This is a genomic window from Streptomyces sp. DH-12, from assembly GCF_002899455.1.
In the GTDB taxonomy this organism is placed as follows: domain Bacteria; phylum Actinomycetota; class Actinomycetes; order Streptomycetales; family Streptomycetaceae; genus Streptomyces.
This window is the reverse complement of record NZ_PPFB01000001.1, coordinates 1,422,997-1,446,508: the sequence shown is the minus strand read 5'-3', so window position 1 is coordinate 1,446,508 and position 23,512 is coordinate 1,422,997. Positions and strand designations below refer to the sequence as shown.

Genomic DNA, 23,512 nt, shown 5'->3' with positions numbered 1-23,512 from the left:
CCGGGGTAACCGGGCTCCCATGGGTGACATCCTGGTCGGCGCCTGCTCCTGGACGGACCGCCAGCTCGTGACGAGCGGCTGGTATCCGCGCGGACGGCGCGACGCCGAAGGGCGGCTGCGGCATTACGCCGAGCGACTGCCCGTCGTCGAAGTGGACTCCGGCTACTACGCGCTGCCGCGCCGCCGCAACAGCGAACTGTGGGTGGAGCGCACCCCGGACGGCTTCCGCTTCGACGTGAAGGCGTTCTCCCTGCTGACCGGGCACCCCACCCGCCCCGAGGCGCTCCCGGCCGACCTGCGCGGCCGGGCGCCCGCACGCGGACCGGCGGACCCCGCCCTGCTGGACGAGGTGTGGGGCCGCTTCGCGGAGGCGATCGGCCCGCTGCGCACGGCCGGACGCCTGGGCGCCGTGCTGTTCCAGTTCCCGCCCTGGTTCACCCCCGGCGCCCCGGCCGAACGGGTCCTGGAGGACTGCGCGCGACGCACCGAGGGGTGGCCGCTCGCCGTCGAGTTCCGCCACCCGTCCTGGTGGCACCCCGAACGCGCCGAGGAGACGCGGGAGCTGCTGGCCTCCCTGGACATGACGGCGGTCGGCACCGACATGGCGCAGGGCCTCACCGCCTCCCTGCCGCCCGTGGTCCCGGTCACCCGCCCCGCCCTGGCGGTCGTACGGTTCCACGGCCGCAGCGGCGCGTGGGGGAGGGGCAGCAAGGAGGACCGCTTCCGCCACGACTACGACGTCACCGAACTGGCCGCCTGGGTCCCGCGCCTGCGCCGCGCGGCACGGCAGACGGACGAACTCCACGTCCTGTTCAACAACTGCTGCGGGGACGCGGCGGTGCGGGCGGCGGAGACGATGCGGGAGCTTCTGACATCACCTGCCCGGTGAGCCGTCACCTGCCCGGTGAGCCGCACCCACCCGCGACGTGCATGTCGGAAATCCGCCAGACCGGCCACGCCCCGATGCCCGATCCTTGAGACATGTATCAGGGGATGTACACCGACACCGAGCGCTGCGTGCGCGCCGTGCGGTCGAAGGACGCGCGGTTCGACGGCTGGTTCTACACCGCCGTCCTGACCACCGGCATCTACTGCCGGCCCAGCTGCCCCGTGGTCCCGCCGAAGCCGGAGAACATGGTGTTCCACCCGAGCGCGGCAGCCTGCCAGCGGGCCGGGTTCCGCGCCTGCAAACGCTGCCGCCCCGACACCAGCCCCGGCTCCCCGGAGTGGAACCGGCGGGCCGACCTCACCGCCCGCGCCATGCGGCTGATCGCCGACGGCGTCGTCGACCGCGAGGGCGTCCCCGGACTCGCCGCCCGCCTCGGCTACAGCACCCGGCAGATCGAACGCCAGCTGTTCGCCGAGCTGGGCGCGGGACCCCTCGCCCTGGCCCGGGCCCAGCGCGCGCAGACCGCGCGGACGCTCGTCGAGACGACGGACCTGCCGATGGCGGACGTCGCCTTCGCGGCCGGCTTCTCCTCCGTCCGCGCCTTCAACGACACCGTGCGCGAGGTGTACGCGCTCACCCCCGGCGAACTGCGCGCCCGGACCCCGCGGGACGCCTCTGCCCGCGACACCCCGGGCACACTCACCCTGCGCCTGCCGTTCCGCGCCCCGCTCAACCCCGACAACCTCTTCGGCCACCTCGCCGCCACCGCCGTACCGGGCGTGGAGGAGTGGCTCCCCCACAGCCCTCAAGGCGTGGACGGTGCCCCCATCGGCTCCTACCGGCGCACGCTGCGGCTCCCGTACGGACACGGCATCGTGGCGCTGGCCCCACGCCCCGACCACATCGCCTGCCGGCTCGCCCTGAGCGACCCCCGGGACCTGACCGTCGCCATCAGCCGCTGCCGCCGCCTGCTCGACCTCGACGCCGACCCGGTCGCCGTCGACGAGCAGCTGCGGGCCGACCCGGTGCTCGCGCCCCTGGTCGACAAGGCACCCGGCCGCCGGGTGCCGCGCACGGTCGACGAGGCGGAGTTCGCCGTCCGCGCGGTCCTCGGACAACAGGTGTCCACGGCCGCCGCGCGCACCCACGCGGCCCGCCTGGTCACCGCGCACGGCACCCCGGTCGACGACCCCGAGGGCGGCCTCACCCACCTCTTCCCGACGCCCGAGGAGCTGGCCGCGCTCGACCCGGACACCCTCGCCATGCCCCGCACCCGCCGCACCACCCTCACCACCCTGGTCCGCCGGCTCGCGGACGGCGATCTCCGCCTGGGCCCCGACAGCGACCGGGCCGAGACCGGCGCCGCGCTCCTCGCCCTCCCCGGCTTCGGCCCCTGGACGGCCGACGTCATCGCCATGCGCGCCCTCGGCGACCCCGACGCCTTCCTCCCCACCGACCTCGGCGTCCGGCGCGCCGCCCGCGCCCTCGGCCTCCCCTCCACCCCGGCCGCCCTCACCGCCCGCGCCGCCGCCTGGCGCCCCTGGCGTGCCTACGCGGTCCAGTACCTCTGGGCGACCGACGACCACCCCGTCAACTTCCTTCCGGCCTGACGCACCCCGAGGACTCCCCTCCGATGAGACAGCACACCGTCACCGACAGCCCCTACGGTCCCCTGACCCTCGTCGCCGACGACGGCGTGCTGTGCGGCCTCTACATGAGCGACCAGCGGCACCGCCCGGCGGAGGAGACCTTCGGCGTCCCCGACGACGCCTCCTCCGCCTTCGCCGAGACCAAGGAGCAGCTCGCCGCCTACTTCGCGGGTGAGCTCAAGGAGTTCACCGTCCCACTGCGCCTGCACGGCACCCCGTTCCAGCGCCGGGTGTGGGAGCAGCTGACGCGCATCCCCTACGGCGAGACCCGCACCTACGGCCAGCTCGCCGGCGTCCTCGGCAACCCCAAGGCCTCCCGCGCGGTCGGCCTCGCGAACGGCCGCAACCCGGTCGGCATCATCGTCCCGTGCCACCGGGTCGTCGGCTCCACAGGCAGCCTCACCGGCTACGGCGGCGGCCTGGACCGCAAGCGGCGCCTGCTGGACCTCGAACGCGGGACGGCCCTGTTCTAGGCGGCGATCCGCCGCAGCAGCGCCGGCAGCGACGTGCCGATCGGTTCCCGTACGACCTCGTCCGCCAGGTCGTCGTACGGCGTCGGTTCCGCGTTGACGACGATCAGGCGGGCGCCGTGGTCGACGGCCACCTGGGCGAGGCCCGCCGCGGGGTGGACCTGGAGGCTGGTGCCGACGGCGATGAACAGCGTGCAGGCCTTCGTGATCGCCACCGCCTCGCCGAGCACCGCCGGGTCCAGCGCCTCGCCGAACATCACCGTCGCCGGCTTGAGGATGCCGCCGCAGTCCGTGCAGGGCGGGTCGTCCTCGCCGGCCGCCAGGCGGGCCAGGGCGTCCTCCATCGGGGTCCGCGCCCGGCACGTGGTGCAGACGACGCTGCGCGCCGTGCCGTGGAGCTCCAGCACCTTGCGGTCCGGCATGCCGCCGAGCTGGTGCAGGCCGTCCACGTTCTGGGTGATCACCCGCACGGCCACCCCGGACCGCGCCAGCTCGGCGACCGCGCGGTGGGCGGCGTTCGGCTCGGGCAGCGCGGCGAAGGTCTCCTGCCGCATCCGCCACGACCGGCGGCGGATCCCCGGGTCGTCCATGTAGTACGCGTACGTCACGAGCTTCTCGGCGTCCGGGTCGCGGCGCCACAGTCCGGCCGGCCCGCGGTAGTCGGGAATGCCGGAGTCCGTGCTCACACCGGCACCGGTCAGGAGGGCGACGAGGGGCTTGCTCATGCCGCGAGGGTAGGGCGGACGCGGCACGTCCGGCGAGCGCATTCCTGCCGGGTCAGTGCACCCGGCGGCCGTCCTCCAGCTCCGCCGTGCCCGAACCGTCCGCGAGCACGTCCAGCGCGGCGAGGACCCGGCGGCCCAGGGAGCCGGGGAGGTGCGCGGTGATCTCCTCGCGCTCCACCAGCCGCCACGACAGCAGCTCCTCCTCCTGCAGCCGGATCGCCCTCAGCTCGTCCTCGCCGAGCACACCGCCGTCGTACAGGTACGCCACCAGCGGCGGGACGCCCGGCGTCCGCACCCAGTCCACCGCCAGGAGGCGCCCCAGCGGCCGGTCCAGGCCGATCTCCTCGGCCGTCTCCCGCCGCGCCCCGTCGCGCGGGCTCTCCCCGTCGTCCGACTCGATCGTTCCGCCGGGCAGCGCCCACCCCTCCCGGTAGTTCGGCTCGACGAGCAGCACCCGCCCCCGCGCGTCGCGGAAGAGGGCGGCGGCCCCGGCGAGGACACGGGGGAGGGAGGCGATGTAGGCGGCGAAGTCCTGGGTGTCCTGCGTGGTGGTCATGCGGGAAGGGTAACGGCCGTCGCGGGTCCCGCCGGGGCGGTCGCGGTCCGCCCGCCCGGGCGCACGGCAGCACACGCCGTCCCAAGATCGACACGGCGGGCGCACACGCCGGAGCACGGCCGGCGGCGCCGCGGGCTCAGGTCTCCGCCTGCGCCAGCCGCAGCGTCCGCTCCGCCAGCTCGCTGATCCGCACCCCGTCGAACCCGAAGACCGCGCTGCGCACCGTGTCCTGAAGCGGCTCCTTCCACTGGTCCGGCACGGCCGCGGCCCCGCACATCACGCCCGCCACCGAACCGGCCGTCGCGCCGTTGGAGTCCGTGTCCAGACCGCCCCGCACCGTCAGCGCGACGCTCCGCGAGAAGTCGCCGTCGCCGTACAGCAGACCGGCGGTGATCACGGCCGCGTTCGGGACCGTGTGGATCCAGCCGAGGCCCGCCGTCTCCTCCTCCAGCGTGGTGAGCGTGTCCTCCCACGGCAGCCCGCTCTCGTGCAGCGACGTCACCCGGCGCACCGTGCGCGCCAGCCGGCTGCTCGCCGGGATCACCGTCAGCGCCTCGTCCACCGCCCGCCGCGCCGTCCGCGCCGTGAACGCCGCCGCGACCAGCGCCGCCGCCCACATCGCGCCGTACACCCCGTTGCCCGTGTGGGACAGCACCGCGTCCTTGCGGGCCAGCGCGGCGGCCCGGCGCGGGGCGCCCGGCGAGGTCCAGCCGTGCACGTCGGCGCGGATCAGCGCGCCGATCCACTCCTGGTACGGGTTCTCGTACGTCGCCGTCAGCGGCGGCCGCAGACCGTTGGCGAGGTTCCGGTACGCCGCCCGCTCGGCGGTGAACGTCTGCAGGTACGGCAGCCGCAGCAGCCACAGGTCGCCGACCTGCTCGGTGCTGAAGCCGAAGCCGTGCGTCTCCAGCAGGTGCAGGCCGAGGATCGCGTAGTCGACGTCGTCGTCCCGGCAGCTGCCGTGCACCCGGCCGCGCACGCAAGCCCGCCACTCCGGGCGCAGCGCCCGCGCGTCGTCCTCCGTCGGCGGGCCGGGCAGGTAGTCGGTGAGCGGCAGCGCGTCCGTCGCCCGCAGGTAGCGGTCGATGCGGTCCCGCGTCCACACCTCGCCCTGCTCCACCGGCTTGCCGAGCATGTTGCCGGCGATCCGGCCCAGCCAGCCGCCGAGGACGCGGTCGGCGAGCCCGGCCCCGTGGGTCACGTCGGTCATGGCGGTCATGGGACCGGTCTACCCGTTTCCGGGCGGTTGTGTGCCGGTCCACGGGCCGGTCGGGGCATGACGGGCCCGGCGCCCGGCGGTTAGGGTCGCAGCGGCGCGACAGGCCCCGGCACGGGCGCGGGGCCCGATGAGCGAGGGGAGGGCAAGTGGCGGACGCTGCAGGAAGCGGTACGCGTACGACGCCGTCGGCACAGCGGGTGCTGGTCGCCGCGGACAAGTTCAAGGGGTCGCTGACGGCCGTGGAGGTCGCCGAGCGGGTCACCGCGGGGCTGCGCCGGGTCCGGGCGGACCTCGAGGTCGAGGCGCTGCCGGTGGCCGACGGCGGCGACGGCACCGTCGCGGCGGCCGTGGCGGCCGGGTTCGCACGGCACGAGGTGCGGGTCACCGGACCCCTCGGCGACGAGGTGACCGCGGCCTACGCGCTGCGGGACGGCACCGCGGTCGTCGAGATGGCGGAGGCCAGCGGGCTGCAGCGGCTGCCGGAGGGGGTCCTCGCGCCGCTCACCGCGTCGACGTACGGCTCCGGGGAGCTGTTGCGGGCCGCGCTGGACGCGGGGGCGCGGAGCATCGTGTTCGGCGTCGGCGGCAGCGCGACGACCGACGGCGGGGCCGGGATGCTGACGGCGCTGGGCGCGCGGTTCCTGACGGCGTCGGGGGATCCGGTGGGGCCGGGGGGCGCGGCGCTCGCGGAGGTGGCGACCGCGGATCTGTCCGGGCTGGACCCGCGGCTTCGGTCGGTGGAGTTCGTGCTCGCGAGCGACGTCGACAATCCGTTGACCGGGCCGAAGGGCGCGGCGGCGGTGTACGGGCCGCAGAAGGGCGCCTCGCCGGGGGACGTGGAGCGGCTGGACGCGGCGCTGGGGCACTTCGTGAAGGTGCTGGACGCTTCCGCGCCGGCGGCGTCGCCGGGGGCGGGGGCGGCGGGGGGCCTCGGGTTCGGGGCGTTGCTGGTGGGGGCGCGGTTCCGTCCCGGTATCGAGGTGATGCTGGACGTGCTGGGGTTCGCTTCCGCGCTGGAGCGGGCGGATCTGGTGATCACGGGGGAGGGGTCGCTGGACGCGCAGACGCTGCACGGGAAGGCGCCGGCGGGGGTCGCCGCGGCTGCGCGGGCGGCGGGGAAGGACGTGGTCGCGGTGTGCGGGCGGCTGGCCTTGCCGGCCGAGGTGCTGGGCGAGGCCGGTATCCGGCGTGCGTACGCCCTGACGGACCTGGAGCCGGACGTGGCGGTGTGCGTCGCCGAGGCGGGAGCGCTTCTGGAGCGCACGGGCGAGCGGATCGCCCGCGATCACCTCGCCTGAGGCGTCCGCGCCCCCTCCGCCCTCGTCCTCCCCGTCCCGGGGGCTCCGCCTCAGGCCCCCGCTCGGCCCCGGCGGGCCTCGCCCTCGAACGCCGGACGGGCTGAGGGCGCCTGACGGCCGCCTTCGAACAGCCGGGCCGGGTGGGCGGGCAGAGAAGGCGAAGGGCCCTGGACCCACACCGTGGGTCCAGGGCCCTTCGAAGCCCGCGCGCCGGCGCTACGGCAACTGCGCCGCCCTCGCCTCGCGACGGTTGTCGCGGAAGTTGTTCACCCGCCGCGCCGTCGCGAACAGCGGAATCACCGCCCCCATCACCAGCTGCAGAGCGCACCCGGTCTGCAGCAGCAGCTGCCCGCTCGGCGCGTCGAAGGCCCATGCCGCCAGCAGCCCCATCGACAGCACGATCCACGACAGCATCGCCACGGCGAGGCGCCCCCGCGGCTTCGGGTACTCGACGCGGCTGACCATCAGCCAGGCCGTGCCGATGATCGCCAGCAGCGTCGCCACGAACGGCAGCTCGAGGAGGACGATCGACACGACCGTCAGCGCCCCGAAGGGGGACGGCATGCCCTGGAAGGTGCCGTCCTTCACCGTGACGCAGGAGAACCGCGCCAGTCTCAGCACCACCGCCAGCAGCACCACGATCGCCCCGACCGCGGCCACTCTCTGGTGCGCGTCGTCCGCGACCATGCCGTAGACGAGGACGAAGTACGCCGGCGCGAGGCCGAAGCTGATCAGGTCCGAGAGGTTGTCCAGCTCGGCGCCCATCGGCGAGGAGCGCAGCTTGCGCGCCACCAGGCCGTCGAACAGGTCGAAGACCGCCGCGCACAGCATCAGGATGACCGCGGTGGCCGCGCTGTGGCGGGCCATGCCGGTCTCCTGGCTGCCCTGCAGGTGCGGGATCAGGATGCCGGTGGTGGTGAAGTACACCGCCATGAAGCCGCACGTGGCGTTGCCCAGTGTGAGGGTGTCCGCTATCGACAGGCGCAGCGACAGAGGCATCTCCTCGTCGTCGTCCGCGTCGTCGGTCTTCGGCACCCAGCCCGCCTGGGTCTCTGGATCAACCACGGTCAATGCGAGTCACCCCAGCCACGGTCTTCTGGCCCACCTCGACATCGACCTCGACGCCCTCGGGCAGGTAGATGTCGACACGCGAGCCGAAGCGGATGAGGCCGATGCGCTCGCCCTGCTCGACCTTGGTGCCCTGGGGCACGTAGGGGACGATGCGGCGGGCCACCGCGCCGGCGATCTGGACCATCTCGATGTCGCCGAGCTCGGTGTCGAAGTGCCACACCACGCGCTCGTTGTTCTCGCTCTCCTTGTTGAAGGCGGGAACGAAGCCACCGGGGATGTGCTCGACCGACGTCACGGTGCCGGCCAGGGGGGCGCGGTTCACGTGGACGTTGAGCGGGCTCATGAAGATCGCGACGCGGGTGCGTCCGTCCTTCCAGGGCATGATGCTCTGCACCACACCGTCGGCCGGGGAGATGACGCGGCCCTGGGCGACCTCGCGCTCGGGGTCGCGGAAGAACCACAGCATCCCCGCCGCGAGCGCGGTGGCGGGAACGGCGACGGCCTTGGCGGCGCCCGAGCGGCGGGCGCGCAGCAGGCTCACGGCTGCGGTGGCGACGGTCGGCAGAAGCCACGGCGAGGCTCCGCGCGCGAGGCGTACGCCGGCGAGGCTGTCGCGGTGTGCAGAGGTTTGGCTGTGGGGCATGGATGACCTTCGTAGCGGATGATGCCGCGCAACTGCGGGGGACGGCGGCTTTCCGGCGATCGTAGCGGCTCCGGGCCGCAACTGGGTAAGCCAGGCAACCAAGTCGGCGGCCGAAGAGCGCATACGGGGTGTGATCCTCTTCCTCAAGAAAACACCCCGTATCCGGACATCTGACCCCTGTCAACCCTGGAATCGATACTCTTCGAGCAGTCGGCGGCCGATGATCATTTTCTGGATCTCGGCGGTGCCCTCACCGATCAGCAGCATCGGGGCCTCCCGGTAGAGGCGCTCGATCTCGTACTCCTTGGAGAAGCCGTAGCCGCCGTGGATCCGGAAGGCGTCCTCCACGACCTCCTTGCAGTACTCGGAGGCGAGGTACTTCGCCATCCCTGCCTCAAGGTCGTTTCGTTCACCGGAGTCCTTTTTGCGTGCTGCGTTGACCATCATGGCATGCGCGGCCTCCACCTTGGTAGCCATCTCCGCCAGCTTGAACTGGATGGCCTGGTGCTGGGCGATCGGCCTGCCGAAAGTGTGACGCTGCTGGGCGTACCGGACGCCCAGCTCGAAGGCACGCTGCGCGACGCCGCAGCCACGCGCCGCGACGTTCACGCGGCCGACCTCCACGCCGTCCATCATCTGGTAAAAACCTCGGCCGGTGACGCCGCCGAGCACCCGATCGGCGGGAACGCGCAGGTCGTCCATGATGAGCTCGGTCGTGTCGACACCCTTGTAGCCCATCTTGTCGATCTTGCCGGGGATGGTCAGGCCCGGACGGACCTCGCCGAAGCCCGGCTCCTTCTCCACCAGGAAGGTGGTCATCGACTTGTGCGGCGCGGCGCCCTCGGGGTGTCCTTCGTCACTTCGCACCAGAACGGCCACCAGGGAGGACGTCCCGCCGTTCGTCAGCCACATCTTCTGGCCGTTGAGGACGTACGCGTCGCCGTCCTTCACCGCCTTGGAGGTGATGGCCGACACGTCGGAGCCGAGGCCCGGCTCCGACATCGAGAAGGCGCCGCGGACGTCGCCGGCCGCCATCCGCGGAAGGAAGTGCTCCTTCTGCTCCCGCGTGCCGTGCTGCTTCAGCATGTACGCCACGATGAAGTGCGTGTTGATGATGCCGGACACCGACATCCAGCCGCGGGCGATCTCCTCCACGCACAACGCGTACGTGAGGAGGGACTCGCCCAGACCGCCGTACTCCTCGGGGATCATCAGGCCGAACAGGCCCAATTCCCTGAGCCCGTCGACGATCTGCTGCGGGTACTCGTCGCGGTGCTCCAGCTCGGTGGCGACCGGGATGATCTCCTTGTCCACGAAGTCCCGGACGGTGGAGAGGATCTCCTGCTGGACGTCGGTCAGACCGGCCGTCTGGGCGAGTCGCGCCATGGCTACTTCTCCTGCTCCCTGAGTTCCGGGCGGCCGGGCTGCTCGCCGCCGCGCTCCTTGGTGTACGTCTCGGTCGGCACCATCACCTTGCGGCGGAACACGCAGACCAGCGTCCCGTCCTGCTTGTAGCCCTTGGTCTCGACGTACACGATCCCGCGGTCGTTCCTCGACTTCGACGGCCACTTGTCGAGCACGGTCGTCTGGCCGTAGACCGTGTCGCCGTGGAAGGTCGGCGCCACGTGCTTGAGCGACTCGATCTCCAGGTTGGCGATCGCCTTGCCGGAGATGTCCGGCACGCTCATGCCGAGCAGCAGCGAGTAGATGTAGTTCCCGACGACGACGTTCCTGCCGAAGTCCGTCGTCCTCTCCGCATAGTTGGCGTCCATGTGGAGCGGGTGGTGGTTCATGGTGAGGAGGCAGAAGAGGTGGTCGTCGTACTCGGTGACCGTCTTGCCCGGCCAGTGCTTGTACGTCGCCCCGACCTCGAACTCCTCGTAGGTGCGTCCGAACTGCATGCCGGTCAGGCCTCCGGGATCTCGAACGTCGATGTGCGCCGCATGCCGGCGGCGCGGCCCTTGCCCGCGATGACCAGGGCCATCTTGCGGCTGGCCTCGTCGATCATCTCGTCGCCGAGCATCGCGGAGCCCTTCTTGCCGCCCGCCTCGGACGTGTAGTAGCCGTAGGCGTCCAGGATCAGCTCGGCGTGGTCGTAGTCCTCCTGCGAGGGCGAGAAGACCTCGTTGGCGGCGTCGACCTGGCCGGGGTGCAGCACCCACTTGCCGTCGAAGCCGAGGGCGGCGGCGCGGCCGGCCACCTCGCGGAAGCCGTCGACGTTGCGGATCTGCAGGTAGGGGCCGTCGATCGCCTGGAGGTCGTTGGCGCGGGCGGCCATCAGGATCTTCATCAGGATGTAGTGGTAGGCGTCCGCCGGGTAGCCGGGCGGCTGCTCGCCGACCACCAGCGACTTCATGTTGATGGACGCCATGAAGTCGGCCGGGCCGAAGATGACGGTCTCCAGGCGCGGGGAGGCCTGGGCGATCTCGTTGACGTTGTTCAGCCCCCGCGCGTTCTCGATCTGCGCCTCGATGCCGATGCGGCCGACCTCGAAGCCCATCGTCTTCTCGATCTGCGTCAGCAGCAGGTCGAGCGCGACGACCTGCTGGGCGTCCTGCACCTTCGGCAGCATGATGCAGTCGAGGTTCGGTCCCGCGCCCTCGACGACCGTCACGACGTCCCGGTACGTCCACTCGGTCGTCCAGTCGTTGACGCGCACGACGCGGGTCTTGCCGGTCCAGTCGCCCTCGTTGAGGAACTTCACGATGGTGTGCCGCGCCTCGGGCTTGGCGAGCGGCGCGCAGGCGTCCTCCAGGTCCAGGAAGACCTGGTCCGCCGGGAGGCTCTGGGCCTTCTCCAGGAAGCGCGGGTTCGAGCCCGGCACCGCCAGGCAGGAACGCCGGGGGCGGAGGCGGTCGACAGGGGGCTGTGCGGCGGAGCCGCCCGTTGGAAGGGCGGTGGCGGGCGACGGACGGGCGGTCATGCGGGGACCTCCAGGGGGTCGAGCTTGTTCGCGGTGCGGATCTCGTCGACGATGCGGCCGATGATCCCGGTGATGTCGAAGTCCTTCGGGGTGAAGACCGCGGCGACTCCCGCGGCCCGCAGCTGTTCGGCGTCACCGCTGGGGATGATGCCACCGGCGATCACGGGAATGTCCGTGGCGCCGGCCACACGGAGCCGTTCGAGCACGTCCGGCACCAGCTGGGCATGCGATCCGGAGAGGATCGACAGGCCCACCGCGTGCACGTCCTCCGCCAGCGCGGCGTCCACGATCTGCTCCGGGGTGAGCCGGATGCCCTGGTAGACCACCTCGAACCCGGCGTCGCGGGCCCGCACGGCGATCTGCTCGGCGCCGTTGGAGTGGCCGTCCAGGCCCGGCTTGCCGACCAGGAAGCGCAGTTTGCCCACGCCCAGGTCCCGCGCCGTGCGTTCCACCTTCCGGCGGACCTCCGACAGGGCGGAGCCCTTCTCGGCGGCGACCGCGACGGGAGCCGAGGAGACCCCGGTCGGCGCCCGGAACTCGCCGAACACCTCGCGCAGCGCGCCGGCCCACTCGCCGGTGGTGACGCCGGCCCGGGCGCATTCCAGGGTGGCCTCCATCAGGTTCTCGGTGCCGCGCGCGGCCTCCTTCAGCCTCTCCAGCGCCTTGCAGGGGCGCGGGTGGTTGAAGGGCGGCTGGTAGCGGGTGTCGCGCCAGTTCTGCAGCGAGGCGATCACCCGGGCCTCGACCGCGGGGTCGACGGTCTGGATGGCGGTGTCCAGGTCGGCGGTGAGCGGGTTGGGCTCGGTGGACTCGAAGGCGTTGACCCCGATGATCTTCTCCTCGCCGGACTCGATCCGGGCCCGGCGCGCGGCGTGCGAGGAGACCAGCTGGGACTTGAGGTAGCCGGACTCCACGGCGGCCATCGCGCCGCCCATCTCCTGGATCCGCCCGATCTCCGCGGTCGCCTCGGCGACCAGCTCCTCGACCTTGGCCTCGACGACCTTCGACCCCTCGAAGAGGTCGTCGTACTCCAGCAGGTCGCTCTCGTAGGCGAGGACCTGCTGGATGCGCAGCGACCACTGCTGGTCCCAGGGGCGGGGCAGGCCCAGCGCCTCGTTCCAGGCGGGCAGCTGCACGGCACGGGCGCGGGCGTCCTTGGAGAGGGTGACGGCCAGCATCTCCAGCACGATGCGCTGGACGTTGTTCTCCGGCTGCGCCTCGGTCAGCCCGAGGGAGTTGACCTGGACGCCGTAGCGGAAGCGGCGGTGCTTGGGGTTCTCGATGCCGTACCGCTCGCGGGTGAGGGTGTCCCAGATGCGGCCGAAGGCGCGCATCTTGCACATCTCCTCGATGAAGCGCACGCCCGCGTTCACGAAGAAGGAGATGCGGCCGACCACGTCGCCCATGCGCTCCTGCGGCACCTGGCCGCTGTCGCGCACCGCGTCGAGCACGGCGATCGCGGTGGACATCGCGTACGCGATCTCCTGCACCGGCGTGGCCCCGGCCTCCTGCAGGTGGTAGCTGCAGATGTTGATCGGGTTCCACTTCGGGATGTGGGAGACCGTGTACGCGATCATGTCGGTCGTCAGGCGGAGCGACGGCCCGGGCGGGAAGACGTGCGTCCCGCGGGACAGGTACTCCTTGACGATGTCGTTCTGGGTCGTGCCCTGGAGCCTGGTGATGTCCGCGCCCTGCTCCTCGGCGACGACCTGGTAGAGCGCCAGCAGCCACATGGCGGTGGCGTTGATCGTCATCGAGGTGTTCATCTGCTCCAGGGGGATGTCCTGGAACAGCCGGCGCATGTCGCCGAGGTGCGCGACGGGCACCCCGACCCGGCCGACCTCGCCGCGGGCGAGGACGTGGTCGGGGTCGTAGCCGGTCTGGGTCGGCAGGTCGAAGGCGACCGACAGCCCTGTCTGGCCCTTGGCGAGGTTGCGCCGGTACAGCTCGTTGGACGCCTCGGCGGTCGAGTGGCCGGCGTACGTCCGCATGAGCCACGGACGGTCCTTCTGGCGCTCTGTCATGGTTCCGCCCGCCCTCAGACGTTCCGGAAGCGGTTGATGGCGTCGATGTGCCGGGCCCGCTTCTCGTGGTCGCGCACGCCGAGGCCCTCCTCGGGCGCGAGGCAGAGCACGCCGACCTTGCCCTGGTGGAGGTTGCGGTGCACGTCGTGGGCGGCTTGGCCGGTGTCCTCCAGGGAGTACACCTTCGACAGGGTCGGGTGGATCCTGCCCTTCGCGATGAGCCGGTTGGCCTCCCAGGCCTCGCGGTAGTTGGCGAAGTGCGAGCCGATGATGCGCTTCAGGGACATCCACAGGTAGCGGTTGTCGTACTGGTGCATGTAGCCCGAGGTGGAGGCGCACGTGGTGATGGTGCCGCCCTTGCGGGTGACGTAGACCGAGGCGCCGAAGGTCTCGCGGCCGGGGTGCTCGAAGACGATGTCGATGTCCTCGCCGCCGGTGAGCTCGCGGATGCGCTTGCCGAAGCGCTTCCACTCCTTGGGGTCCTGGGTGTGCTCGTCCTTCCAGAACTTGTAGCCCTCGGCGGTGCGGTCGATGATCGCCTCCGCGCCCATGGCGCGGCAGATGTCCGCCTTCTGCTCGCTGGAGACGACGCAGACCGGGTTGGCGCCGCCGGCCAGCGCGAACTGGGTGGCGTAGGAGCCGAGTCCGCCGCTGGCGCCCCAGATGAGGACGTTGTCGCCCTGCTTCATGCCGGCGCCGTTGCGGGAGACGAGCTGCCGGTAGGCGGTGGAGTTGACCAGGCCGGGGGCGGCGGCCTCCTCCCAGGTGAGGTGGTCCGGCTTGGGCATCAGCTGGTTGGACTTCACCAGCGCGATCTCGGCGAGTCCGCCGAAGTTGGTCTCGAAGCCCCAGATCCGCTGCTCGGGGTCGAGCATCGTGTCGTTGTGGCCGTCGGACGACTCCAGCTCGACGGACAGGCAGTGGGCGACGACCTCGTCGCCGGGCTTCCAGGAGTTGACGCCGGGGCCGGTGCGCAGCACGACGCCCGCGAGGTCGGAGCCGATGACGTGGTACGGCAGGTCGTGGCGCTTGGCCAGCTCGCTGGTGCGGCCGTAGCGCTCGAGGAACCCGAAGGTGGACAGCGGCTCGAAGATCGAGGTCCACACCGAGTTGTAGTTGACCGAGGAGGCCATCACGGCGACCAGGGCCTCGCCGGGACCCAGTTCGGGCAGCGGCACGTCGTCCAGGTGGAGCGACTTGCGGGGGTCCTTGTCGCGGGTGGCGAGGCCCGCGAACATCTCCGTCTCGTCCTTGTGCACGGTGACGCCGCGGTACGACTCGGGGAGCGGCAGGGCGGCGAAGTCCTCCGGCGTGGAGTCGGGCGACTGGATCGCGGCCAGGATGTCCTTGACGGTCACGGTGTTGCCTCCGGCGACGGGCGCCCTGAGGGAGGGGCGCTGAGGGTTACGTCGGTGTGCTGCTGAGGGTGAGGGGTGCCGTCGGTTCGGCGGGTGGTGCTTCGGCAGCGCGTGGTTGCGCGGGAGGGTGCCTGTGACGCAGGCGTCCGGACGTGCGGGTGGTGGACCCGCCGGGACTCGCCCGGACCCCTTCAACGTATGGCACGCCGTGTCAGTCGGCAAGGCACTGCGTGCCAGAACTTGCTCTCAGGTGAAATCTTTACGCCTCAGATGAGCGATGATCGATCGAAGCGCCTCGGAAACACGGGTGAAAAGCGCCCCTGACATGGCAAAACGGCCACCCCGAGGGGTGGCCGTCATCACAGCGGTGGAGGGCGGTTCAGCGCTCCTTGAGCGCCTGCTCGATGGCCTGCATGACCTCTTCCAGCGGGGCGTCGGTGCGGGCCACCGTCACCAGCACCTCGCCCTGCGCGGAGGACGTGGCCGCCGGGGGCCGCGACGGGGCGGCGGTGCGCCGGCCCGCCATGATCCCCGTGCCGAAGGTCCTCCGCACGATCGCGAAGGCGTGGTCCAGCTGCGTCTCCACGTCGCCCTGGCCGCCCGCCCGCAGCCAGCGCCGCAGCACGTGGTTGTGCGCCGTGACCACCGCGGACGCGGCGACCTCCGCCAGCAGCGGGTCGTCGTTGGCGTCGTCGTCGTGCGCGTGCTCGTCGAAGTGGCCCAGCAGATAGCGGGTGAACAGCCGCTCGTAGCGGGCCACCGAGGCGATCTCCGCCTCGCGCAGGGTGGGCACCTCGCGGGTCAGCTTGTAGCGGGCGACCGAGATGTCCGGCCGCGCCGCGTACATCTTCATGACCTCCTTGATGCCCCGGCACACCGTGTCGAGCGGGTGCTCGTGCGCGGGAGCGGCGTTGAGCACCGCCTCGGCGCGCACCAGGGTGTCGTCGTGGTCCGGGAAGATCGCCTCCTCCTTGGAGCGGAAGTGGCGGAAGAACGTGCGGCGGGCCACCCCGGCGGCGGCCGCGATCTCGTCGACGGTGGTCGCCTCGTACCCCTTGGTCGCGAACAGCTCCATCGCGGCGGCCGCGAGCTCCCGGCGCATTTTCAGCCGCTGGGCGGCGGCACGCGAGCCGGCGGTGGACTCCGGCGGCTCGGTCGTGGCTGGCGTACGTACGGACTTGGCGGGCTGGGACATGCCCTGAACGTACTGCATGCGCGCGGCACGGTGCGCGTGACCGGGGCTTCCCCCGCCCTCGGGGGGCGGGGGAGGGGCGCCGCGGGCGGGCGGCGGGAACCGGCCGGGGTCCAGCAGCCCGCCCCACTCGGCGCCGCCCTGGAACGGCTCGCCGGGATACCGCTCAGCGCCTGGCATACTCGCGGAAGCCGCGGCCGGTCTTGCGGCCGAGGCAGCCCGCGGCCACCAGGTGCTCCAGCAGGGGCGCCGGGGCCAGACCCGGGTCGCGGAACTCGCGGTGCAGCACCTTCTCGATGGCCAGGGACACGTCCAGCCCGACGACGTCCAGCAGCTCGAACGGACCCATCGGATAGCCGCCGCCCAGCTTCATCGCGGCGTCGATGTCGTCCAGGGTGGCGTAGTGCTCCTGCACCATCTTGACCGCGTTGTTCAGGTACGGGAACAGCAGCGCGTTGACGATGAACCCGGCCCGGTCGCCGCAGTCCACGGCGTGCTTGCGGATCGTCCCGCAGACCTCGCGCACGGTGGCGTGGACGTCGTCGGCGGTGAGCACCGTACGCACCACCTCGACCAGCTTCATGGCCGGCGCCGGGTTGAAGAAGTGCATGCCGATCACGTCCTGCGGACGCGAGGTGGCGCGGGCGCAGGCGACGACCGGCAGGGAGGACGTGGTGGTGGCGAGCACCGCGCCCGGCTTGCACACCTTGTCCAGCGTGGCGAACAGCTGCCGCTTGACCTCCAGGTCCTCGGCGACCGCCTCGACCGCGAGGTCGACGTCGGCGAAGTCGTCGTAGGCGTCCGTCGGACGGATCAGGTCCAGGGTGCTCGCGGCGGCCTCGGCGGTCATCCGGCCCTTGTCGACCGACCGGGACAGCGACTTCCCGACGCGGGCCTTCGCCGCCCGCGCCTTCTCCTCGCCGCGGGCGGCCAGGACGACCTCGAAGCCCGCCTTGGCGAAGACCTCGGCGATCCCGGACGCCATCGTGCCCGAGCCGGCCACGCCCACCGAGCGCACCGGACGGCCGGGGACCGAGGGGCCGTCCGCACGCGGGGTGAGGGCGTCGTCCACCACCGCGCCGCTGCCGGGCGCCTCGTACGTGTAGAAGCCGCGGCCCGCCTTGCGGCCGGTCAGGCCCGCCTCGCTGAGCTGCTTGAGGATCGGCGCGGGGGCGTGCAGCCGGTCGCGGGAGGCGGCGTACATGGCGTCCAGGACCGTGCGGGCGGTGTCGATGCCGATCAGGTCCAGCAGCGCCAGCGGGCCCATCGGCAGGCCGCAGCCCAGCCGCATCGCGGCGTCGATGTCCTCGCGGGAGGCGTACCTGGCCTCGTACATCGCGGCGGCCTGGTTGAGGTAGCCGAACAGCAGGCCGTCGGCGACGAATCCGGGCCGGTCGCCGACCGCCACCGGCTCCTTGCCCAGGTCCAGGGCGAGGTCGGTGACGGCGGTGACGGCGGCGGGCGCGGTCAGCACGCTGGAGACGACCTCGACCAGCCTCATCGCGGGCGCCGGGTTGAAGAAGTGCATGCCCAGCACGCGCTCCGGGCGGGCGGAGTCGGCGGCGAGCCGGGTCACGGACAGCGCGTTGGTGCCGGTGGCCAGGACGGTGTCCGGCCGCACGACGCCGTCCAGCTCCCGGAGGATCTGCTGCTTGATCTCGTACGACTCCGGGGCGACCTCGATCACCAGGTCGGCGGGCGCCGCGGCCGAGAGGTCGGTGCCGGTGGTGACCCGGGCGAGGAGCTCCTCGCGCTGCCGCCCGGTCAGCCGGCCGCGCTCGACGGCACGGGCGGTGGAGGCCTCCAGGGCGGCGACGCACTTCGCCGCCTGGGCCTCGCTGACGTCGATGCCGATCACGTCGCGGCCGGCGGCGGCCAGGACCTCGGCGATGCCGGTGCCCATCGTGCCGAGGCCGACCACGGCGACGGTCCGGAGCGGGGACAAGGGGGTGTGGGACGGGGGAGTGGCCATCGCGGGACTCCAGGAATGAGGGTGACGACGGAAGCGGCGCCCGGGTGCGCCGGAGGGCGCACCGGGTGCGTGCGTGGATGCGGGTGTGGGCCGGGCTGCGAGCGCACACGCCCGGACCGCCGAGGAGACGGCGGTGGATCCGGCCGGCCCTGTCCCGGGGGCCGAGCCGTACTGCGGTGCACGGGGCACCGAACCGACTGCGACTCACAGCGGCCGCGTCACCAGACCGCCGTGAGGAGGGTGCGAGTGGGTAACTCGCTCGTCTGAGCTTAACCCGCGGGTAACGAGCGCGCCAGCCCCCGGAATTGTGAGGTGGCTCCCGCGCCCGGTGTGACCGGCCTAACCTCGTCGCATGGACGAAGAGTTGCGAACGCTCACGGAGCGCTTACGGGCGGAGTCCGGCGGAACGGCGGTGTACGAGCGGCTGGCCGCCACGGACGACCACGATCTCCTGGCCGGTGTCCTCACCGCTCCCGGACAGCCGCTGTGGGCACGTGAACTGGCCGCGTTCCGGCTGGGCACGGCGGGCGACCGGCGGGCGTTCGAGACGCTGGTGCTCCTCCTCAACCACCGCGACCCGCCGCGCTGCGCCGCCGCCGCGCACGCCCTGGCCCGCCTCGGCGACCCGCGCACCGCCCGCGCCGCCGCCGCCCTCGCCACCAACGAACTCCGCGTGGCCTACGCCCTGCACCCGGTCCGCCTGCTCACCGAGCTGCGCGCCCCCGAGGCGGTCCCGGCCCTGATCACCACCCTCCGCCGCCGGCTGCGCCCGCACGACCCCTACCGCAGGGTCGCGCTCGCCTGCGTGGAGGGGCTGGGCGAACTCGGCGACCCCCGCGCGGAGTCCGTGCTGAACGAGGCCCTCGCCCATCCGGTGCTGGCGGAGGCGGCGGTGCGCGCCCTGGCCCGCATCCCGCGCCAGGGGGGTGCGCGCGGACGGATCCCCGGACAGCGCTAGCGGGTGACGGACCGTCACACCGCTGCCGGCCCCCGGCGCCAGGCGGCTCACATGAGACCTGGCACACGCCGGGAACGGGGCGGGTCAGCCGGTGAGGCGCCGCACGTACCGCACCTCGGGCACCGCGACCCCGGCCACCTCGAAGGGCTCCTCCGCGCCGTCCGCCCGGTAGCCCGCGGCCTCGTAGAAGCGGCGGGCGCGGGCGTTCCCCTCGAGCACCCACAGGAACACCCGCGGCCGGCCGGCCGCCGCGCACCGGCCGGTCACCTCGGTCAGCAGGGCGCGCCCCACCCCCTGTCCGATGCGCTCGGGCGGCAGGTACAGCGCGTACAGCTCGCCGTCCCCGGTGCGCACGTCGCCGTCCCGGTACGGACCGTACGCGGCCCACCCGGCGAGGGCGCCGTCCGCCGCCTCGGCGACCAGATCGACCACGCTGCCGTCCCCGGCCGCCAGCCGCGCCCGCTGCCGCTCGGCCTCCGCCGCGACGTCCATCCCGTCCAGGTACTCCTGCGGGATCATCCCCCGGTACGCGTACTGCCACCCGCGGACCCGCATCCCGGCGACCGCCGCGCAGTCGTCGGCGGTCATCGGGCGGATGCGCGTGCCGGTCATTCCGGGACCACCGCGAGAGCCTCGACCTCCAGCAGGAACTCCGGGCGGACCAGGGCGGCGACCTGGACGGCGGAGGCCGCCGGGAGGCGGTCGTCGGGGAGGTGGACGGCGCGGGCCACGCGGACGGCCGGCATGTGCGCCATGTCCGTGACGAAGTAGGTGAGCTTCACGACGTCGTCGAAACTCGCACCGGCCGCCGCGAGACACCGCCGCAGGTTCTCGAAGACCTGGCGGGCCTGGGCCCCGGCGTCGCCCTCGCCGACGAGCGTGCCGTCCTCGTCCAGGGCGAGCTGGCCCGAGACGGCGACCAGGCGGCCGGCGCCCGTCACCACGTGCGTGTACTGGGCCGCGGGGGCCACTCCGCCGGGGGCGGGTATGCGGGTCAGGTGGGTCATGCGGGTCATCATGGCCCACCGTGCCGCGCGCCCGCCCCCGGATTTCCCCGGGTCAGATGCGGGAGCCGAGGAGGCCGTGGAGGACCGAGCCGCGGGCCGTGCCGGGGGTCGCCTTCGACGTCAGCGGCTTCGGGTCGGGCAGGGCCGCGCACACCGCGTCGGCGTCCCCGTGGCTGCCGCGCGGCACCGTGCCGTCGGCGAGATAGGCCGCCAGGTGCCGGTCCAGGCAGGCGTTCCCGCTCAGTGTGACCCCGTGGTTGCCGCCGCCCGACTCGACCACCAGGCTCGAGCGCTCCAGCCGGCGGTGCACGGTGACGGCGCCCTGGTACGGGGTGGCCGCGTCGTCCGTGGCCTGGAACAGCAGCGCGGGCGGCACCTGGCCGGTGGTGTTGATCCGCTCCGGCCGCGCCGACTCGACCGGCCAGAACGCGCACGGCGCGTTGTACCAGGCGTTGTTCCAGGACATGAACGGCGCCCGCTCGTACATCTCCCAGTTGTCCTTGCGCCACTGCGCCCAGTCCCGCGGCCAGGCGGCGTCCCGGCACTCGACCGCCGTGTAGACGCTGTAGCCGTTGTCCCCGGCGACGTCGGTCGCGCCGAAGTTCTCGTACGCCTCGACCAGCGGCTGTGCGTCCTTCTCGTGGACGTACGCGGCGAACGCCTCGGCGAGGTACGGCCAGTAGCCGTTGTAGTAGCCGCCCGGGACGAAGGTGTCCTCCAGCTCGGCCGGGCCGACCTTCCCGCCGGCCGGGTCCTCCTTCAGCGCGGACCGCATCGCGTACCAGGCGGCCTCGATCTTCTCCGCGTCCGTGCCCAGGCGGTACGTCGCGTCGTGCTTGGCCACCCAGTCCATGAAGGCGCGGTGGCGGGCGTTGAACGCCTGGTTCTGGTCGAGGTTGGAGTCGTACCAGACGCCGGTGGGGTCGACCACGGAGTCCAGCACCAGCCGCCGCACCCGCTGCGGGTGCAGCTTGGCGTACACGGTGCCGAGGTAGGTGCCGTAGGAGTAGCCGAAGTAGTTGATCCGCTCCGCGCCCAGCGCCTGCCGGATCACGTCCAGGTCGCGCGCGGCGGCGGTGGTGGTCATGTGCGGCAGCAGGTCCCCGTACTTGCGGCCGCAGGCCTCGGCGAAGGACTTCGCGCGGTCCAGGTTGGCCCGCTCCACCTCGGGCGAGGTGGGCACCGGGTCGGGGCGCACGGCGTCGAAGTGGCCCGGCACGCAGTCCAGCGCGGGGCGGCTGTCGCCCACCCCGCGCGGGTCGAACCCGATGACGTCGTACTCGGCGGCGACCTTCTTCGGCAGCGACGCGGCCACGAACCCGGCGAGCGTCAGTCCGCTGCCGCCCGGGCCGCCCGGGTTCACCAGCAGCGGGCCCTGGTACTTCCTCGCCGTGTGCGGGATGCGCGACAGCGCCAGCGTGATGGTGCGCCCGGAGGGTTCGGCGTGGTCCAGCGGCACCTCGACGGACGCGCACTGCAGCGTCGGGTGGTCGTCGGTGCCGCACTTCTTCCAGGTGGGCGCGGCGGCGCGGAACGTCTCCGGGGCGTGCGGGGCGCCGGCCTCGGCGGGCACGGCCGTGAGGCCCGAGGCGACGACGACGGCGGCGGCGCCGCACAGCACGGCTGCGCGTTTCTTCATGGTTCTCCCAGGACGAGGTGTCGCGGACCGCGGGGCTCACGGTTCACGCGGCATCGTCCCGGTGTGGCGCCCCACCTGAACGTGTTCCGCCGGTTGTTGACCCGATCGGGCCGCCGGATGCGCCCGGATGCCCTCAGAGCAGCGTCAGCTGGGCCGGCAGCTCCGGTTCCGGTCCCTCCGGCTCCGGGGCCGGGACACGGCGGGGGGCGCCCGCGCGGGCCGGGCCGATGCCGTACTCGCGGGCCAGGTCGTGCACCTGACGCGTGATCCGGCGCTGGTACCACCGGGGCGCGTAGGCGCCCTCCGCGTACAGCCGCTCGTAGCGGGCGACCAGGTGCGGATGGTGCCGGGCCAGCCAGGACATGAACCACTCGCGGGCGCCGGGCCGCAGGTGCAGCACCAGCGGCGTGACCGAGGCGGCGCCCGACGCCGCGACGGCCCGCACGGTCGCCCGGAGCTGCTCCGGCCGGTCGCTCAGGAACGGGATCACCGGCGCCATCAGCACCCCGCAGCCGATGCCGGCGTCCGTGAAGGCGCGCACCACGTCCAGTCGCCGTTCGGGAGCCGGGGCGCCGGGCTCGACCGTGCGCCACAGCTCCTCGTCGGTGAACCCGACCGACACCGAGACGCCGACGTCGGTCACCTCGGCGGCCTGCCGCAGCAGGGGCAGGTCGCGCAGGATCAGCGTGCCCTTGGTCAGGAGGGAGAAGGGATTGGCGTGGTCGCGCAGCGCCTCGATGATCCCGGGCATCAGCCGGTACCGGCCCTCCGCCCGCTGGTAGCAGTCGACGTCGGTGCCCATGGCTATGTGCTCGCCGTGCCAGGAGCGGGACGCCAGCCGGTGGCGCAGCAGCTCGGGCGCGTTCACCTTGACCACGATCTGGCTGTCGAAGCCGAGCCCGGTGTCGAGGTCGAGGTAGCTGTGGGTCCTGCGGGCGAAGCAGTACACGCACGCGTGCGAGCAGCCCCGGTAGGGGTTCACCGTCCATTCGAACGGCATGCGGGAGGCGCCCGGCACCCGGTTGACGACGGAGCGGGCCCGGATCTCGTGGAAGGTGATCCCGCGGAACTCGGGCGTGTCGAAGGTGCGGGTCGTGACCGCCTCCACGCCGAACAGCGCGGTGTCGGCACGGCTGTGTTCGGAGTCCGGTGAGAGGTTCTCCCAGCGCATGACGCCTCCTCGGGGTCGCTGCGCACAGAATAGAACACGTGTTCCCTTGATCGTGCGAGCGACATCTTCGGTCAGTTACGGAACCCCGATTTGGGCGGCCGGGCGCGGGGGTGGTTGGCTTGCCCCGACCCTGGAGAGCCCAGCCCTGGAGGAATGCGATGGCGCAGGTCGAGTCCACTACGGAGCGGATCGTCGCGGCGGACGCGGACACGGTGTTCGACGCCCTCGCCGACTACAGCGGCACCCGCGCCAAGCTGCTGCCCGAGCAGTTCAGCGAGTACGAGGTCCGCGAGGGCGGCGACGGTGAGGGCACCCTCGTGCACTGGAAGCTCCAGGCCACCAGCAAGCGGGTGCGCGACTGCCTCCTGGAGGTCACCGAGCCCACCGACGGCGAGCTGGTCGAGAAGGACCGCAACTCCTCCATGGTCACCACCTGGCGGGTCACCCCGGCCGGCGAGGGCCGCGCCCGGGTCGTCGTGACCACCGTGTGGGACGGCGCGGGCGGCATCGGCGGCTTCTTCGAGCGCACCTTCGCCCCCAAGGGCCTCGCCCGTATTCACGACGCCGTCCTGGCCCGGCTGGCCGGCGAGGTCGAGGCGCAGTAGGTCCGGTTGCCGCCAACTCCGTTCATACGAAATGGAGTTGGCGCTTCCGTCACCGGTTCGGGTGATCTCTCGGCGGACCGACTCTGTGCCGTAACTCGTCGCGCTTGCTCGTAGTTGTCGCTTTCACGCGGGAATTGGCCGGC

The 23,512-nt window shown here is 72.6% G+C and carries 22 protein-coding genes; 6 read left to right on the top strand and 16 right to left on the bottom strand.

Annotated elements, in window-relative coordinates; translation table 11 throughout:
- Positions 1-19 precede the first annotated feature (19 nt).
- The 3 genes from C1708_RS05405 to C1708_RS05395 all read left to right on the top strand — a co-directional run bounded on the left by C1708_RS05405 (position 20) and on the right by C1708_RS05395 (position 3,011).
- Positions 20-889, top strand: a complete 870-nt coding sequence (locus tag C1708_RS05405; protein ID WP_106411574.1) for a DUF72 domain-containing protein — start codon at positions 20-22, stop codon at positions 887-889.
- A 104-nt stretch (positions 890-993) separates the two neighbouring features.
- Positions 994-2,499, top strand: a complete 1,506-nt coding sequence (locus C1708_RS05400; protein ID WP_106411573.1) for an AlkA N-terminal domain-containing protein — start codon at positions 994-996, stop codon at positions 2,497-2,499.
- A gap of 23 nt (positions 2,500-2,522) precedes the next feature.
- On the top strand, positions 2,523-3,011 hold the full coding sequence (locus C1708_RS05395) for a methylated-DNA--[protein]-cysteine S-methyltransferase (protein WP_106411572.1): 489 nt from the start codon (positions 2,523-2,525) through the stop codon (positions 3,009-3,011).
- Here the strand turns inward: C1708_RS05395 and C1708_RS05390 are convergent.
- The 3 genes from C1708_RS05390 to C1708_RS05380 form a co-directional block, all read right to left on the bottom strand.
- Positions 3,008-3,733, bottom strand: a complete 726-nt coding sequence (locus tag C1708_RS05390) for an SIR2 family NAD-dependent protein deacylase (RefSeq protein WP_106416162.1) — start codon at positions 3,731-3,733, stop codon at positions 3,008-3,010. The genes C1708_RS05395 and C1708_RS05390 overlap by 4 nt on opposite strands.
- 52 nt (positions 3,734-3,785) lie before the next feature.
- Complete coding sequence (locus C1708_RS05385; protein WP_106411571.1) at positions 3,786-4,289, bottom strand: NUDIX domain-containing protein; 504 nt, start codon at positions 4,287-4,289, stop codon at positions 3,786-3,788.
- Between the two features lie 136 nt (positions 4,290-4,425).
- Positions 4,426-5,508, bottom strand: coding sequence for an ADP-ribosylglycohydrolase family protein (locus tag C1708_RS05380; protein ID WP_106411570.1), 1,083 nt, complete (start codon positions 5,506-5,508; stop codon positions 4,426-4,428).
- Between the two features lie 197 nt (positions 5,509-5,705).
- On the opposite strand from C1708_RS05380, the gene C1708_RS05375 reads away from it, so the two are divergent.
- A complete protein-coding gene (locus C1708_RS05375; protein WP_106411569.1) occupies positions 5,706-6,806 on the top strand; it encodes a glycerate kinase in 1,101 nt (366 codons plus the stop codon).
- A gap of 216 nt (positions 6,807-7,022) precedes the next feature.
- On the opposite strand, the gene pssA is transcribed toward C1708_RS05375, so the two are convergent.
- The 9 genes from pssA to C1708_RS05330 form a co-directional block, all read right to left on the bottom strand.
- Positions 7,023-7,805, bottom strand: coding sequence for a CDP-diacylglycerol--serine O-phosphatidyltransferase (pssA, locus tag C1708_RS05370; protein ID WP_004922882.1), 783 nt, complete (start codon positions 7,803-7,805; stop codon positions 7,023-7,025).
- A gap of 58 nt (positions 7,806-7,863) precedes the next feature.
- Positions 7,864-8,520, bottom strand: coding sequence for a phosphatidylserine decarboxylase (locus C1708_RS05365; RefSeq protein WP_106411567.1), 657 nt, complete (start codon positions 8,518-8,520; stop codon positions 7,864-7,866).
- Between the two features lie 180 nt (positions 8,521-8,700).
- Positions 8,701-9,906, bottom strand: a complete 1,206-nt coding sequence (locus C1708_RS05360) for an acyl-CoA dehydrogenase family protein (RefSeq protein WP_106411566.1) — start codon at positions 9,904-9,906, stop codon at positions 8,701-8,703.
- Positions 9,907-9,908: 2 nt separating this feature from the next.
- Positions 9,909-10,421, bottom strand: coding sequence for a MaoC family dehydratase (locus C1708_RS05355; protein ID WP_106411565.1), 513 nt, complete (start codon positions 10,419-10,421; stop codon positions 9,909-9,911).
- Between the two features lie 5 nt (positions 10,422-10,426).
- Positions 10,427-11,443, bottom strand: coding sequence for an HpcH/HpaI aldolase/citrate lyase family protein (locus C1708_RS05350; protein ID WP_241911161.1), 1,017 nt, complete (start codon positions 11,441-11,443; stop codon positions 10,427-10,429).
- Positions 11,440-13,467, bottom strand: coding sequence for an ethylmalonyl-CoA mutase (locus tag C1708_RS05345; RefSeq protein WP_106411564.1), 2,028 nt, complete (start codon positions 13,465-13,467; stop codon positions 11,440-11,442). The genes C1708_RS05350 and C1708_RS05345 overlap by 4 nt, the downstream gene beginning before the upstream one ends.
- A 14-nt stretch (positions 13,468-13,481) precedes the next feature.
- Positions 13,482-14,825 (bottom strand): crotonyl-CoA carboxylase/reductase, encoded by a 1,344-nt coding sequence (ccrA, locus tag C1708_RS05340; RefSeq protein ID WP_106411563.1) that lies wholly within the window; start codon positions 14,823-14,825, stop codon positions 13,482-13,484.
- A 379-nt stretch (positions 14,826-15,204) separates the two neighbouring features.
- On the bottom strand, positions 15,205-16,020 hold the full coding sequence (locus tag C1708_RS05335) for a TetR family transcriptional regulator (protein ID WP_198602403.1): 816 nt from the start codon (positions 16,018-16,020) through the stop codon (positions 15,205-15,207).
- 163 nt (positions 16,021-16,183) lie between these two features.
- Positions 16,184-17,989: a 3-hydroxyacyl-CoA dehydrogenase family protein gene (locus C1708_RS05330; protein WP_106411561.1), complete on the bottom strand. Its 1,806-nt coding sequence runs from the start codon at positions 17,987-17,989 to the stop codon at positions 16,184-16,186.
- 352 nt (positions 17,990-18,341) lie between these two features.
- Between C1708_RS05330 and C1708_RS05325 the strand changes: the two genes are divergently transcribed.
- Positions 18,342-18,947, top strand: a complete 606-nt coding sequence (locus tag C1708_RS05325) for an adenylosuccinate lyase (protein ID WP_106411560.1) — start codon at positions 18,342-18,344, stop codon at positions 18,945-18,947.
- Between the two features lie 84 nt (positions 18,948-19,031).
- Here the strand turns inward: C1708_RS05325 and C1708_RS05320 are convergent, their stop codons facing one another.
- From C1708_RS05320 to C1708_RS05305, 4 genes are all read right to left on the bottom strand, one after another.
- Complete coding sequence (locus tag C1708_RS05320; RefSeq protein WP_106411559.1) at positions 19,032-19,559, bottom strand: GNAT family N-acetyltransferase; 528 nt, start codon at positions 19,557-19,559, stop codon at positions 19,032-19,034.
- Positions 19,556-19,954, bottom strand: a complete 399-nt coding sequence (locus C1708_RS05315; RefSeq protein ID WP_106416160.1) for a RidA family protein — start codon at positions 19,952-19,954, stop codon at positions 19,556-19,558. The genes C1708_RS05320 and C1708_RS05315 overlap by 4 nt, the downstream gene beginning before the upstream one ends.
- A gap of 52 nt (positions 19,955-20,006) precedes the next feature.
- Positions 20,007-21,593: an alpha/beta hydrolase gene (locus tag C1708_RS05310; RefSeq protein ID WP_106411558.1), complete on the bottom strand. Its 1,587-nt coding sequence runs from the start codon at positions 21,591-21,593 to the stop codon at positions 20,007-20,009.
- A 133-nt stretch (positions 21,594-21,726) separates the two neighbouring features.
- Entirely contained in the window at positions 21,727-22,764 is a 1,038-nt protein-coding gene (locus C1708_RS05305) for an Rv2578c family radical SAM protein (RefSeq protein WP_106411557.1), read from the bottom strand.
- Positions 22,765-22,922: 158 nt separating this feature from the next.
- Between C1708_RS05305 and C1708_RS05300 the strand changes: the two genes are divergently transcribed.
- Positions 22,923-23,369 (top strand): SRPBCC family protein, encoded by a 447-nt coding sequence (locus C1708_RS05300; RefSeq protein WP_106411556.1) that lies wholly within the window; start codon positions 22,923-22,925, stop codon positions 23,367-23,369.
- The last annotated feature ends 143 nt before the right edge of the window (positions 23,370-23,512 follow it).